Here is a 13,957-nt window from a genome sequence, read left to right as displayed (position 1 = left end):
CGTCCTGCCGGGAACGGCCGGGTGCGGGCGTGGTCAGCCGAGGCACAATCCGAGCAGGCAGACCTCCGTCGGCGACGTCGACGCCCGTGAGGGGCTGGTCTGGGGCGTGCCCGGCTTCGTGCCGTTGCCTGTCGCGGGCGCCGGCTGCTGTTGCGCCGTCGTACCGGAGCGGTCGGGGGTCGTGTCGCCGGCGGCCGGTGCGGTGCTCTGCGGCTGCGGGGTCGCCGTCGCGGCCGGGCGGGCAGGAGCTACGGTGTCCGGCCGGGCGATCGGTGACGTCGCGCGGGAGGGTGCCGCGAGGGACTGCTGCCGCGGCGCGTTGGTCGTCGGCGGAGGCTGTGGCTGGGAAGCGGCGCGTGACGGCTGGTGGGTGTGCTGAGCGGTCGCCGGTGCGGCAGCCGGTCGGTTCTGCTCGGGCGTCTGCTCCTGCCCGGCACCTGCCCTCGGGTCGTCCGGCGCCGTGGCTGCCTGCGCCCGGTCCGTGGCGTGCCGGTCCATCATGGCGATGCTCAGGCCGCCTCCGACGAGTGCGACAGCGCTCGCGACTGCTGCCCGGCGCTTGTTCTTCCTCCAGCGGGCCAGTCGGCGACGGCGTGCCGCACGCCCCTGCCGCGCGGGCGGCAGGGGCTCGGCATCGGCGGCGACGCGCGGGGCCACGTCCATGGCAGTGCTGGACTCCGCCTCGCCATCCGGGAGGCTGTCGTGCCACGTGACGGAGGCCGCAGGGTCCCGGTGGGCCGTTGTGGCCGGCCCGGCGCTCGCCATCGCCGGGGCCGAGCCGCTGTGGCCGTCAGCGACGGGCGGGGCGATGTCCGGGGCGTAGGCGCCGCACCCCGGGCACACCAGGGCGCCGTTGAGGTGCCGACGGCATGAGGAACAGTAATCCATCTGCGGTTTTCCGGTCTTCCTGGTTCGACGTGCCGTCGGCCCGCCTGGGCCACGGCTTGGTCCTTGGGTGAGGACGGGGACATGTGGACGTACCCGCGCCGAGGCTCACCGCTACGGCGGCGACCGGCGCCACTCCGGCTTACCAGCCGCAGCGGCTCCGGTGCTGCCGCCCCAATGACGGGCTTGCTGAACCGCGTCCCGTCCGGGCAGCAATTGCGCTGCCTGGTGGTGCGTGTGTTCCGCGGCGCGTTGAGCTTCGGCGACGACGTCACCCCGCTCACGTATCAGGTCCTCATAGATCGGCAGGTGATCGTTTCCAGTGGAGCTGTGTGTCATGGTCGGCCCACTTTCATGGCGATCGATAAAGAGGCCGGTCCGCTGTCAGGCTCGGTTGAGCCGGGCAGCGATCCCGTGACCGATCAGCAAATAGATGACGGTCGGGAGGCCGTAGTTGAGGACAACGCGTAGCCAATCGGTGTCCATCGTGAAAATGTCCTGTGACCACCAGGACAGCCAGTCCGCTGTGCCGTGCACGAATTCGACGAACACGTTCCCGCGGTTCGCGTCGAGCAGGAACAACAGGATCCACAGGCCCAGCAGGCCGGCCGCAATGTCGGCGATCGTGCAGATGGCGATGGCCGTACGCCGTGTGGTGGCCTGGCGGTGCAGAGAGCGGTCCGGGCCCGGCGGCTCGTTGTATGCCTGGTATCCGGGAACCGGGTCGATGTTTCTCACAGGGATTTCCGATCTGACGTAGTGCCGTGTCTGCGCGCTCGCGCCAGGGCACCCAGATTCAGCCGGTCGGTGCCCCGGTTCTCCCTAGTTCTGCGTTCCGCATGCACTGCAGCGTTACACCGACGTCTGGGGTGTCACCAATATGGCTGCCTATACAGGCACTTGCCTGAATGTTCGTATGTCTGGGCAGTCTTCCGGACTGAATGGAGGAGTGCGATTCGGGTGCCGCCGCAGCCCCCGGCCGCCAGTATTCGCGTATTTCATGACCAGGTTATGAAGAAGTTCAGGGTATTCCTCCACACAGTTGTCGGTCTCGCAACCATTCCCGTCTCCCCGGTGACACTCCTGGCCTGCGGCGCGCTGTTGGAAGTGACCCCGGGCGGGGTCATGGCGCCCATCCTCCGGGGGGAGGGTTTGCAGGCGCCGACATGCTGGGGCAGGTCCGGTTCCCCCCGTGCCGGGCCTGCCCCGCTCATCCAGCTCGGGAGCTGTGCGGGGCTGGGTGCCCCAGGGGTGTGACGGCCCGTCACTCCAGTGCGCTGTACGAGAGTGGGCCCAGGGACCCAGGGGCCTCGTGGCACCCGCTCGCCCCCAATGCCGAGCGGGTGGTCGCGCAATGAGGGGCAGGCAGGTGAGTCCCCCGTCGTCTGCCTGCCCCGTGCGCACCTCGGCGCCCGGTCCGAGAGGGAGCGTGCGTCGGCCTGGGCAACCGGGACCCGAACGCACGCAAACCCAACCACCGGGCCTGGGGGAACTACGAGCAACGCGATGATCGGGGTGGGTGTGCAGGGTCTGCTGGCGGACCGCTATGAGTTGCAGGAGCTGCTGGGACGCGGCGCGATGGGCGAGGTGTGGCGGGCCTGCGACCACCTCCTCGGGCGGCCCGTGGCCGTCAAACTGCTGCATGCCGCAGAGGCGGAAGACGCCGAGCGATTCCGCCTGGAGGCGCAGATCGCGGCCCGGCTCAACCACCCCAACGTCGTGGGCATGTACGACTTCGGCGCGCACCATGACCAGCCCCACCTGGTCATGGAACTCGTCGACGGCTGGAACCTGGCCCAGGAACGCTCCCTGCGCGGCGCCCTGGACCCGGCGGAGGCGGCAGCCATCACGGCCCAGGCGGCCGCCGGCCTCTATGCCGCACACCAGCAGGGGGTGGTCCACCGGGACGTCAAACCCGCCAACGTGATGCTGACCACCGACCGCACGGTGAAGATCACCGACTTCGGCATCGCACGGTTCGCCGAGCAGGCCGCCAGCGGCCTGACCGCCACGGGCAAGATCATCGGCACTGCCGACTACCTGGCTCCGGAACGTGCGTTGGGCCGTCCCGCGCAGCCCGCGTCCGACGTCTACTCCCTCGGTTGTGTCCTGTACGAACTGCTCACCGGGCGGCCTCCGTTCAGCGGAGCCACGTCACTGGCCGTGGTCCAGCAGCACGTCAGTGCCACACCGGCACCGCCCGACCGCCTGCGCCCCGGCATACCGCAGCCGCTGTCCGACTACGTGCTGCACATGCTCGCGAAGGACCCGGCCCACCGGCCCACCGCCGAACAGGCAGCCGCCTGGCTCGCCACGCAGAACGGGACACCACGACCGGCCGAGCACGACGGCACCACCCCCATGCCCACCCCGGCAATTCCATCGCCTTCGGCCCTGCACGCCGGTGAATCCCGCGCCAGCACGCACTCCCGCCCCAGCGGTCGCCGCAAACTGGCCTCCAAAGCCGTTCTCGCCGGCGCCGGCCTCGCGCTGTTCGCCGGGGCGACGGCCCTCGGTGCCTCGCTGAATTCCGGTGCCGACGCGCCTACGTCTCCAGCCTCTCCCTCACCCACCCGCATAGCACCAACACCCGCCGGTCGGACCCCGGCCGTAACGCCATCGCCTGCCCCTCCGACCGCCAGGACGTCACCCAGGCCGGAGCACGGTGGCGACAAGGGCGGCCAGTGGTCAGGCAAGCACGCCGACGGGAAAGGAGGCAAAGGACGGCAACGGCACGCCGACGACTGAGCCGCTGGGAGATGCCGCGTACAGCCGTCAGGGCAGACAGAGGGAACCAGGTTCGCCTGCGTGAGGACTGCGGTGATGTTTTGGGGGTATTCGGGTGCGCAACTAGTGGCGCTTCGGACCTGAGGCTGAACGTATGGAGCTGCCTGGGCAGGAGGAGGGTACACAGCCACTCGTGGACCGTTGGATCTCGGCGTCTGCCGCGTTCGAGGGCACTGAGGAGATCGCCGAGGGCCGGGACCTGGCCCGATCCTTCCTGACCGAGGTGCAAGCGGTGCATGGACTGCCAGTGTCAAGCCGCGCGAGCGGCATGGTGCAACTGGTCGTCAGCGAGCTGGTGACCAACGCCCACAAATACGCTCCCGGCCCGTGCCTGCTGACGTTGGAGGTCATCGAGGGCTGCGTGGAGGTGACAGTGTGGGACAGCGAGCCGCGCCTGTCGGTCGCCCGCGCTGCTGACCCGAGCCGGGTGGGGCAGCACGGACTGGAGATCGTCATGGCGGTCTGCCGGAGCTTCGAGATGCATCGAGAGCCGGTGGGCAAGCGGATCACCGCGACCGTCGTGTTGGCCGATGACCCCGGCGGGGCAGTGGCAGGCCGCCAGATCCTCTGAGATCCGCGTGCATGCGGGCGCTTCTACAGATACTCGTGGACACGACGTGCCTGGCTGAGCGGGTCGAGCTGGAACGGCTGTGGTCACAGCGGCTGGAACGCGCCGCGCAGGACGTCGTCGACGAGGCTGAGGGCCCGCAGTTCCCGTTGCGGAAATGCCAGGTCGGGTGCCGATTCGCGGCCCCTTCCTGACGGGAGTGCCCGGACAACCAGTGTTCGGCCCGACTCCGCACAGGCGCACCCTGCCACGCCTTCGCCGAGGACCTCGGCACCCGCCCGCATGGCTTCGGCCAGATCTCGGTGAGCTCGACGTGCGCCGTCCGCCGTTCTGACACCAGCGCCAGCCGGCGCAACCTTCGCGAGGCGACAGGCGGAACACCGGCCATGGCGCGTTTTCGCTAGCGGCTGCCGTCCGGCCGATATAGCGGTTGTGATCAGCAGTCGTGGTTCCGAAGTCCCGTTCGCCCGTGATCGCCATCACGGGCGTTCTTGCGTGTCAGCGCCTCTCCGGACCAGGGCGATCACCTCCCGGGCGCGCAGGGTGCGGGCCCGGTTTCCCTCGAAGGAGACGGTCATGGCCAAGGGCACTGTCAAGTGGTTCAACAGCGAGAAGGGCTTCGGCTTCATCGAGCAGGAGGGCGGCGGCCCCGACGTCTTCGCCCATTACTCCAACATCGCTGCCCAGGGTTTCCGCGAGCTGCAGGAGGGCCAGAAGGTCGAGTTCGACGTTACCCAGGGCCAGAAGGGCCCGCAGGCGGAGAATATTCGCCCCGTCTGATCGCGCCATCCTGATGATGCCCGGCGTCCCGACTGCGGAACGCCGGGCATCAGTCGAGGCTCACCCAAGGGCTGTGAATGATGCGCGGATTGCGTGCAAGTAGCGTGGTCTGCCCCGTCGAACGGCGTTGGGCGCTTCGGCCTGCCGTCCGAAGCGAACGGGTAGAGGCCAGGCCGAAACAGTGACGCCCCACCAGGCCGCGGCGCGCGAGGGGCCCCTCTCGAGGTGATTCTCATCTGAGAGCAACCTGTGATAGCGGGTGATACGGCGGAGCCCCGTCGGGAACCACCCGACGGGGCTTTTGCGGAGTCGTGGCCGCCGGTGACCTGTCGGCCTACGCGGACGCCGGTCACCTGGCCTCCGCGGCCGGGAGCGCATCTGCTCAACGTCGGTCGGGCGCGGCAGCCCGTGGCGAGCAGCAGCCGTTCCTCCTGGGCGGCCTCTTCGTCGCCGTGCAGGGGCTTGTGCGGGGATGCGGGGCAGGGATCCGGAGTGGGCCGGGAAGGATGCGGCGATGGCGTCCACGACGGAGGCGAGGGCGTCGGCCTCGGCCGGTGTTGTGGTAGGCGCGGGGTGCGGGAGCGAGGCGTCCCGTGCCGTGTGCATCAGGTGCGCGGCGGCCTCGCGCAGGCGGCGTCGGGCGTGTTCGGCCACGATGATCCGCGCGTACGTGGGCGTGTGCCGGGGGGCGGGGCATGCGCTGATGAGTGCGTGAAGGTGGGCGGCGGTCGGTCTCCGCGCGCCTGCTCACGGGAGCGGTGAGCACCTTGCCGAGCCAGGCCATGTCTTCGGTGCGCTCGGCCGGGCCAGGGGCGGACCGGGAACGCGGTGCGAACACGGCGGCGTGATCGGTGGTCTCGGCCGGATCACGGGCCGACCGGGCACGAATGCCGGCGGACACCGCGGCGTGCGACGGGGTGGAGAACGCGTCTGGGCCGCTGCTGGTCACGTTACGAGGCGCTGCAGTTCAGACAGGGGGCGTCGAGCAGGGCCTGCTCGGCGTAGTACACCGGCGGACCTCCTCACGGCTGGCGGCGAGATCGGAGACTGCCTGGTGGACGAGCGGCTGGTCGACCATGCCAAGACGCTTGCCCGCCATCAACCGCGCCTGGCACGGCGGGGAGGCGGTCAGCCCGGGAATCCGACCGGAGAAATCCATACGGGATAGCGGGCGACATCGGTCTGAATCGTCAGCTGAATGACTCGAGCCCTGGTTTTGCGGGCTCGGCTGTCCCACTCCAGGCGGGTGTCCCGGGCCCCGGGGACGGTGAGGGCGTGGCTCCGGCCGCCGGGGCCGGCGAACAGGTCATGATCCGCCTCACGAGGCTGGCTCGGAATTCTCCTGTACCGGCTCGGCTTCGGCATGGCAGGCCCAGGGAGAGCAGCCGTCGACCACCCCGTTCTCCGGCTCCTCCGCAGCGGTTCGGGGCCGGTGCTGCTGGCGGGCGGCCGATTCGGCGGCAGTGACGTGGCCGATCGCGGCCTGGGCGAGCGGTTCCCGGGAGCGGCGCAGGAACGCCTGCGCGAGCAGCCGACCCGCCGCACGAAGGCATTCCCCGGTGCGAAATACTCTCCCGATGAGTTCACGCACTTCCCCGGTCAGCCAGCCGATCACGATACGGAGGGCCGTCGCGCGGGATGCGAAACGGCTCACGCGGCTCGTGCGTGGCTCAGGCGCCTACGAGGGTAAGTACGCAGCCGCAGTCGCGGGCTACCGGGTCGGTCCTGATTACATCGAGGCCCACCGCGCCTTTGTGGCCGTCGGCGCCGACGAGCACGGAGGCCGGGTCCTCGGGTTCTACTCGCTCGTCCTCGCTCCACCGGAGCTCGACCTGCTGTTCGTCGCCGACGAAGTGCAAGGGCGGGGTATTGGACGGCTACTCGTCGCGCACATGCAGTCCGAGGCCCGTGCCGCCGGGATCGACCGTCTCAAGGTCGTGTCGCACCTTCCCGCCGAGGACTTCTACCACCGCGTCGGTGCGGTGCGGACCGGGACCGCGTTCGCGAACCCGCCCGCCGTGCCGTGGGACCGTCCCGAATTCGAGTTTCGCATTCCTTCGGGATGACGCGGTGTGCCGGTTGGCGGGGCACCGGCTTCGCCTGCATGGTGGTCGGCTTGCAGGAGCCGCTGGACGCCGCGCGCTCCGTGTGTGCCGTCTCCTCTGCCCTGGCGTGGTGATCGCCTGCGCCAGCGGCCCCTCCCCGGCGAATTCCTCACCTCCGGCACTCCCAGAGCTGTCGCAATCGGCACGCATTCCCTGCCCACCTGTCGGGCCGTGGTGCTGGTGAGCCGTCTTCCGCGCGACTGGAGCCGGTGGGTGAGCCTGTGTCTTCAGCGGATACCCCGAAGCTGTTGGAGTGCTGACAGCGTGCTGGGAAGGTTTGCGGCGATTGGGCTCGGGCCCAGTTGGCCGCGGTGGTCCATGAGGTGCTGGAAGAGGTCGATCGCTTCGTCAAGGCGACCGACCTTTGCGTACTGCACCGCCAGCATCCCGCAGTAGTTGAGGGAAAACGGGTTGGTAGGCCCCCTGTCGAGCGTTCGTCGGCAGTCGGCAGTACCGTCGCCTCAACCGTGGAGGCGACCGGCAGGCCAACGCCGCCCTGCACCGGATCGTGCAGACCCGCCTGCGCTTCGACCCCCGCACGCAGGCGTACTACGAACGCCGCATCAAGGAGGGCAAGACCCGACGCGAAGTCGTCCGATGCCTAATGGGAGCTGCCCGGGAAGTCTTCCACCTGGTCAGATAGCTGCAGCCAGGACCCCGCTCATAGGGGCTGTCGTGACAGATGAGAGGGTCAGGCGGGTGAGTGAGACACCGGTGAACACCCTGCAATACCGCTTTGACGGGCCAGAAGACGCCCCGGTCCTGATCCTCGGTCCCTCACTGGGTACCACATGGCACATGTGGGACCGGCAGGTCCCGGAGCTGGCGAAGCAGTGGCGAGTCTTCCGGTTCGACCTGCCGGGGCACGGCGGCGCGCCCGCGTACCCGGCCAGCTCGGTCTCCGGCCTGGCCGCCCGCCTGCTCGTCACCCTCGACGGACTCGGCGTGCAGCGCTTCGGCTACGCGGGCTGCGCGCTCGGCGGCGCGATCGGCGTCGAGCTGGCCCTGCGCCACCCGGAGCGCCTCGCCTCGCTCGCGCTGATCGCCGCCTCGCCAAGGTTCGGCACGGCCGACGAGTTCCGGCAGCGCGGGGTGATCGTCCGCACGAACGGGCTCGACCCGATCGCCCGTACGTCCCCGGACCGCTGGTTCACCGCGGGGTTCGCGGCTGCCCAGCCCGCGATCACCGAGTGGGCCGTACAGATGGTGCGCACCACCGATCCCGGCTGCTACATCGCGGCCTGCGAGGCCCTCGCCGCCTTCGACGTCCGGGCCGAACTCGCCCGCGTCGGCGTGCCGACTCTGGTCCTGGTGGGCTCGGAGGACCAGGTCACCGGGCCCGCAGAGGCCCGCACCCTGGTCGCCGGGATTCCCGACGCCCGCCTCGCCGTCGTGCCCGGCGCCTCGCACCTGGTGCCGGTCGAGCAGCCCGCCGCCGTCACCGACCTGCTGGTGAGGCACTTCTCCACCGCCTGGCAGCCCGCCTTCGACTCGACCACCGGACAGATGGCGATCGTCGCGCCCCCCGCCAAGCCGGTCCTGGCCGCGGCCCCGCAGACCGCGCCCGTCGCCGAGATAGCCCCGGTGGCCGTGCCGCCCCAGCCCCTGGGCCGACCGGACACCTACGACATCGGCCTCAAGATTCGCCGCGAGGTGCTCGGCGACGCGCACGTCGACCGGGTGCTGGCGGAGGCCGACGAGTTCTCGGGCGACTTCCAGGAGTTCCTCACCCGCTACTCCTGGGGCGAGATCTGGGACCGGCCGGGCCTCGACCGGCGCACCCGCAGCTGCGTCACCCTCGGCGCGCTGGTCGCGGGCGGCCACTTGGAGGAACTCGCCGTCCACACCCGGGCCGCTCTGCGCAATGGCCTCACCCCGGACGAGATCAAGGAGGTGCTGCTGCAGGCGGCCGTCTACTGCGGCCTCCCCGCGGCGAACAGGGCCTTCAAGGTGGCCCAGCAGGTCATCCGCGAGGAGACCACTCCGACGGAGTGAGAGAGGTCGTCCGGGCACCCGGAGCACCGGCCTGATCCGCCCGTGCGCCGGGCCCGCGCGGCAGGATGGGAATCATGAAGCTCACGAAGAAGTCCCACGCCTGCGTCCGCCTCGAGAAGGACGGGCGCACGCTCGTCATCGATCCCGGCACCTTCAGCGAGGAGGACGCCGCGGTCGGCGCGGACGCGATTCTGGTCACGCACGAGCACCTCGACCACTTCAACGAGGACCGGCTGCGGGCCGGCATGGAGGCCAACCCGGGCGCCGAGATCTGGACCCTCGCCTCCGTCGCGGAGAAGATCTCGGCGGCGTTCCCGGGCCGCGTGCACACCGTCGGCCACGGCGACACCTTCACCGCCGCGGGCTTCGACGTCCAGGTCCACGGCGAACTGCACGCCGTGATCCACCCGGACATCCCGCGCATCACGAACGTCGGCTATCTCATCGACGGTGGCAAGGTCTTCCACCCCGGCGACGCACTCACCGTCCCGGACCACCCGGTGGAGACGCTGATGCTCCCGGTGATGGCGCCCTGGAACAAGATCTCCGAGGTGATCGACTACCTCCGCGAGGTCAAGCCGCAGCGCGCGTACGACATCCATGACGCCCTCCTCACCGACCTGGCCCGGCCGATCTACGACAACCAGATCGGCGCCCTGGGCGGGGCCGAGCACCTGCGGCTGACGCCGGGGGCGTCGGCGGAGGTCTGAGAACGGCGCCCCGGAGACCGGGCGGGACGTGTTGTCGGTGCCGCCCGATAGTTTGTGACGCATGCGCATCGCGACCTGGAACGTGAACTCGATCACCGCCCGCCTCCCGAGGCTGCTGGCCTGGCTGGAGTCCAGCGGCACCGACGTGCTGTGCCTCCAGGAGGCCAAGATCGCCGAAGACCAGTTCCCGTTCGACCAGCTGCGCGACCTGGGCTACGAGGCGGCGGTCCACGTGACCGGACGGTGGAACGGCGTGGCGGTGCTCTCCCGCGTCGGCCTCAAGGACGTGGTCAAGGGCCTGCCCGGCGACCCCGGCTACGAGGGCGTCCAGGAGCCCCGCGCCATCTCCGCGACCTGCGGCCCGGTCCGCGTCTGGTCGGTCTACGTGCCGAACGGGCGCGAGGTGGGCCACCCCCACTACGCCTACAAGCTCCAGTGGTTCGAGGCCCTGAAGGCGGCCGTTGCCGGCGACGCGGGCGGCAGCCGCCCGTTCGCGGTCCTCGGCGACTACAACGTGGCGCCGACCGACGACGACGTCTACGACGTGGCCGCCTTCGAGGGCAGCACCCACGTCACCCCGGCCGAGCGTGCGGCCCTTGCCTCGCTGCGCGAGGCCGGCCTCTCGGACGTGGTCCCGCGGCCCCTGAAGTACGACCACCCCTTCACGTACTGGGACTACCGCCAGCTCTGCTTCCCCAAGAACCGCGGTATGCGTATCGACCTGGTGTACGCCAACGAGCCCTTCAGGAAGGCGGTCACCGACGCCTACGTCGACCGCGAGGAGCGCAAGGGCAAGGGTGCGTCGGACCACGCACCGGTCGTGGTGGACCTGGACGTGTAGGGGCACAGACCCTCCACGGCGCGGTCACGACACCGCCGTCCGCACTCGTGCGCGACGGCCGTGCGAATGCGACGCTGGACGCATGAACATCCCCTTCCTGGGCAACAGGCACAAGAAGCGTGGACCCGCACTCGGCGCAGTGGTCTCCGCGCGCCGCGATGAAGGCGCTGACGACGGCAGGGGCATCGCCGACCTGCTCTCCGAGTGCGACCTGCTCCGCTCCCAGGCGTCCCAGGAGGGGATCCGACTCGATGACTCGATGTCCTCGTTGGAGGCGCTGGACCAGCTGATCCCGCGCTGGCGCGACGACGAGGAGGTCCTGCCCTGGCTCGGCAACGACGCCGGTCTCTACCTCGGCACGGTCATCGTCCGCACCGTCCCCGGCGCGGCCTGGGAGATCTGGCCGAACGGCCAGCCCGTCGTCCGGCTGGCCTCCGGCCGCGAGTTCGATGTCGTGGCCTGCGGCCACGAGTGGGCCGCGAGCGGTGTCCCCGAGCTCTCTCAGCTGTACGCGGAGGTCGCGGAGGCGTGACCCCGCGTCAGCCTCCGGAACCCAATCCGAGGTAAATACGGCTAATGCACGGAAGGTGCGTGTCGTTTATCAAGTCCGGTCGGGTCTGGATAGTTTGCGGACACCACGACACAGCTGAGAGTGGGTGGGGCTGCGTATGGCCGTGGGTCCGGTGAGCGAACCTCGGCTACGATGTGCCGTTCATCCCCCGAGAACGCTGCTGCGGGGAGGGGTCCCCCACGGCCCCCGGGCCGTAGGGGGCAGCAGTTCACCAGGCCAGGCCCGCCCGGCGGCAGCCGGAGATCACTGCTCGCGCAGCGGGACGGACACGTAGGACGGATCGTCCGCCGTCGAGGAGAAGGTCAGCTGCGCGCCGGACGGGTTGTGCTCGAAGTAGAGCGGGTCGACCGTGTCGACGACCAGCGCGAGCCGGTGCCCGGCCGGGACGTCGTAGGCCGTGGAGAACAGGTCCAGGTCCACGTCGAACGGCGTGCCGGGCGTCCGCCCGTGCCAGGTGTACGGCGCGTTGGTGACCAGCTTGGCGAGGCCGAGCGGACCCACGTCGTACAGGTAGGCGACGAGGGTGCCGCTCTCCTTGGTCGGGATGAGCGTGGTGTGCAACCTCGCGGTGCCGCGGATCTGTTGGACGGTGGCGTAATTGTCCGACTGCCAGACCGCGGCCCAGCGGCGGGGGAGGAGAGGGATCGCCGCCATCGGGGGCAGCCGGAAGAACTGGTCCACGGCGTTGGAGAGGATGAAGATCCCGCCGTCGGCGCCCGAGTCCACGTTGGCGTGGATCGTGGTGGTGCCCGTGAGGTCGATCTTCCGCCGCGTTGCGCCCACCGACTTCCAGTCGGGGTAGCCCTCGTAGCCGCCCGTGGAGCGGGACTTGAGCTGTACCGGCTGCTCGCGGTCGATGCCGTTGTCCTCGCCCTTGAGGTAGTGGTCGAACCAGCGCTCGGTGTCGGTCCACACGTCGTTGGGCAGCCCGAGCAGACCGGTCACCTCGGGGGTGGCGTGGTCGCCCGGGCGGAATTCCAGGCGCTTGGGAACCGTCAACTCGTCGTAGAACTCGGCGTACTGGTTGGGCGGGAAGGCGGTGTCGCCCCAGGCGTTGGCCAGCATCACGGCGGCGCCGTTGCGGTTGAGCTGATCCAGGTAGGTCGCGGGGGAACGGACCTTCCCCCAGGCGATCATGTCCTGTTCCTTGGAGAGGTCGGAGCCGAGGAACTCCTTCAGCATCTGCTGGAAGTGGCCGCTCGGCCGGCCGGTGAGGTAGCCGGTGCCGCCGAGGAAGGAGACGGCCATGGCGTGCTGGGTACGGCCGGAGTAGATCGAGTCGATGAGGTCGGCCCAGCCGCTCATCGCGGCGACCGCCTTGATCCGGGCGTCGTGCGCGGCGGCCAGCAGGCTGATGCCGGCGCTGTAGGAGACCCCCGCCATGCCGACCTCGCTCGGGTCCGCCTGGGTGTTGGCCAGGGCCCAGTCGATCACCTTGGAGGCGTCGGCCACGTCGGGCGGGCCCGCCACTTCTATCTCGCCGCCGGACTGCCAGAAGCCACGCACGTTGTAACTGACCACCACATAGCCGGATTCGGCGAGTTTCTGTGCCTGCGCGAAGTATTCGACCTGCGGTATCGACCAGCTGGTGGGCAGCACGAGCAGCGGGTAGCGGCGGGAGGTGTCGGCGGGGGCGACGACGTTGGCCTTGAGGATCGTGCCGCCATCCCCGGCGATGTCGACGAAGCGGATGCCGGCGGCGGGGGCAGCCTGGGCGGGAGAGGTGACACCGAGGGCGGTACCGGCGATCAGCGTGGCCGACACGGCACCTACGGCGGTCGTACGCAGGGCCCTGCGCGACTGTCCCACGGGTCACTCCTCGGTCGCGTCCGTACAAAGCGACCCGAGAGTAACCTCGGCCTCTTATCCTAGGTAACCCGTCGGTAAGTTACGTACGAGCAAAAGTTGTTGATCGCTCAAGTCGCCCGGTGCGAGGCACGGGTCTGCGTCGGCTCAGGCAGGGGCGCCTGTGCCGCCCGCGTCACGTCCGCGACGAGTTCGACGACGTCCGGGCCGTACGCCTGGGAGTTGACGACCTTCAGCAGCAGGACGAAGGAGTTGTTGCCGTACTTGCGGGCCAGCCGCTCGTGGTTGCGGGCGAGATAGCGGGTGGCGGCCTGGTTCGTGATCGCACGCTGCCCGCAGAAGAGGAACACGGGCCGTGCCTCGCGGCGCTCCCCGGCGGTGAGCCGGGCGAGGAGGACGTACTCGCTGCGGCCGCCCTCCAGCCGGTAGTGCTCGCTGCCGATCTGGAAAGCGCCGCGGTCCGGCCCCGGTTCGGCGTCGACGTTCACCCGAATGCCGGGCAGCAGGGAGTGAAGGTGTGCGGCCATTCGGCGGTTGGAGGCCGGTCCGCCCACGCAGAACTCGGTGCGCTCGCCGAAGCCCTGCTGGGCGGCGTCGTGCGCGACGACCTGGGCATGCGCATGGCAGTCCTTGATCAGGGCGGAGAGCTCCAGGAGCGCGAACACGTCGTGCCGCATCACTGTCAGCTCGGGGCCGCCCGCCTCACGGTTGACCACGAGTAGCGACTCGGAGTTGTCGGGCAGCCCGAAGAAGGCCTGCTTGCGGCGGAGCTTCCGCTTCCACAGGTAGGTGCGGGCCAGCCAGCCGAGCGCGGCGCTGATGCCGGCCGCTATGACACCCAGGACGATGTTGCGCACGTCGTCGGTCATGGCCGGGCATGGTAGCGGTTCGAGCGGAACCGTGTTCGAA

Annotated in this window: 13 protein-coding genes and 2 pseudogenes; 9 read left to right on the top strand and 6 right to left on the bottom strand. The window is 69.9% G+C overall.

The features are described 5' to 3' along the window. Window positions 1–33 precede the first annotated feature (33 nt). Together ABZV31_RS04630 and ABZV31_RS04625 are read right to left on the bottom strand one after the other, a co-directional pair. Window positions 34–888 (bottom strand): hypothetical protein, encoded by an 855-nt coding sequence (locus ABZV31_RS04630; RefSeq protein ID WP_355888042.1) that lies wholly within the window; start codon window positions 886–888, stop codon window positions 34–36. Window positions 889–1,269: 381 nt separating this feature from the next. Next, on the bottom strand, window positions 1,270–1,623 hold the full coding sequence (locus ABZV31_RS04625) for a hypothetical protein (RefSeq protein WP_355888040.1): 354 nt from the start codon (window positions 1,621–1,623) through the stop codon (window positions 1,270–1,272). 768 nt (window positions 1,624–2,391) lie between these two features. Here ABZV31_RS04625 and ABZV31_RS04620 point away from each other — a divergent pair. The 3 genes from ABZV31_RS04620 (at window position 2,392) to ABZV31_RS04610 (ending at window position 5,020) form a co-directional block, all read left to right on the top strand. Then, window positions 2,392–3,633 (top strand): protein kinase, encoded by a 1,242-nt coding sequence (locus tag ABZV31_RS04620; protein WP_355888037.1) that lies wholly within the window; start codon window positions 2,392–2,394, stop codon window positions 3,631–3,633. A 133-nt stretch (window positions 3,634–3,766) separates the two neighbouring features. Continuing rightward, window positions 3,767–4,243: an ATP-binding protein gene (locus tag ABZV31_RS04615; RefSeq protein ID WP_355888035.1), complete on the top strand. Its 477-nt coding sequence runs from the start codon at window positions 3,767–3,769 to the stop codon at window positions 4,241–4,243. A 573-nt stretch (window positions 4,244–4,816) separates the two neighbouring features. Next, the gene (locus tag ABZV31_RS04610) at window positions 4,817–5,020 is read left to right on the top strand and encodes a cold-shock protein (RefSeq protein ID WP_020120296.1); all 204 of its coding nucleotides are present in this window, start codon (window positions 4,817–4,819) and stop codon (window positions 5,018–5,020) included. Window positions 5,021–6,041: 1,021 nt separating this feature from the next. On the opposite strand, the pseudogene ABZV31_RS04605 reads toward ABZV31_RS04610, so the two are convergent. Together ABZV31_RS04605 and ABZV31_RS04600 are read right to left on the bottom strand one after the other, a co-directional pair. Further along, a pseudogene (locus ABZV31_RS04605) lies at window positions 6,042–6,385 on the bottom strand (DNA cytosine methyltransferase); the annotation flags it as partial. Continuing rightward, on the bottom strand, window positions 6,339–6,635 hold the full coding sequence (locus tag ABZV31_RS04600; RefSeq protein WP_355889043.1) for a hypothetical protein: 297 nt from the start codon (window positions 6,633–6,635) through the stop codon (window positions 6,339–6,341). The gene ABZV31_RS04600 and the pseudogene ABZV31_RS04605, both read right to left, overlap by 47 nt. Here ABZV31_RS04600 and ABZV31_RS04595 point away from each other — a divergent pair. From ABZV31_RS04595 to ABZV31_RS04570, 6 genes and pseudogenes are all read left to right on the top strand, one after another. Further along, a complete protein-coding gene (locus tag ABZV31_RS04595) occupies window positions 6,598–7,086 on the top strand; it encodes a GNAT family N-acetyltransferase (RefSeq protein WP_355888032.1) in 489 nt (162 codons plus the stop codon). The two genes, ABZV31_RS04600 and ABZV31_RS04595, sit on opposite strands and share 38 nt — an antisense overlap. A 487-nt stretch (window positions 7,087–7,573) precedes the next feature. After that, a pseudogene (locus ABZV31_RS04590) lies at window positions 7,574–7,768 on the top strand (IS110 family transposase); the annotation flags it as partial. Window positions 7,769–7,824: 56 nt separating this feature from the next. Further along, window positions 7,825–9,120, top strand: a complete 1,296-nt coding sequence (gene pcaC, locus ABZV31_RS04585; protein ID WP_355888029.1) for a 4-carboxymuconolactone decarboxylase — start codon at window positions 7,825–7,827, stop codon at window positions 9,118–9,120. Window positions 9,121–9,194: 74 nt separating this feature from the next. Continuing rightward, entirely contained in the window at window positions 9,195–9,830 is a 636-nt protein-coding gene (locus ABZV31_RS04580) for an MBL fold metallo-hydrolase (RefSeq protein ID WP_355888026.1), read from the top strand. Window positions 9,831–9,891: 61 nt separating this feature from the next. Continuing rightward, window positions 9,892–10,671 (top strand): exodeoxyribonuclease III, encoded by a 780-nt coding sequence (locus ABZV31_RS04575; protein ID WP_355888023.1) that lies wholly within the window; start codon window positions 9,892–9,894, stop codon window positions 10,669–10,671. A gap of 82 nt (window positions 10,672–10,753) precedes the next feature. Continuing rightward, window positions 10,754–11,203 (top strand): DUF6278 family protein, encoded by a 450-nt coding sequence (locus tag ABZV31_RS04570; protein WP_355888020.1) that lies wholly within the window; start codon window positions 10,754–10,756, stop codon window positions 11,201–11,203. A gap of 282 nt (window positions 11,204–11,485) precedes the next feature. Here ABZV31_RS04570 and ABZV31_RS04565 read toward each other — a convergent pair whose 3' ends face one another. Further along, window positions 11,486–13,051: a CocE/NonD family hydrolase gene (locus ABZV31_RS04565; RefSeq protein ID WP_355888018.1), complete on the bottom strand. Its 1,566-nt coding sequence runs from the start codon at window positions 13,049–13,051 to the stop codon at window positions 11,486–11,488. Between the two features lie 107 nt (window positions 13,052–13,158). After that, the gene (locus tag ABZV31_RS04560) at window positions 13,159–13,917 is read right to left on the bottom strand and encodes a hypothetical protein (RefSeq protein ID WP_355888015.1); all 759 of its coding nucleotides are present in this window, start codon (window positions 13,915–13,917) and stop codon (window positions 13,159–13,161) included. Between the last annotated feature and the right edge of the window lie 40 nt (window positions 13,918–13,957).

It is taken from the genome of Streptomyces sp. NPDC005202, from assembly GCF_040608235.1.
GTDB lineage: Bacteria > Actinomycetota > Actinomycetes > Streptomycetales > Streptomycetaceae > Streptomyces.
Note: the sequence above shows the minus strand (reverse complement) of the source record. Positions and strands in the feature narration are given on the sequence as shown.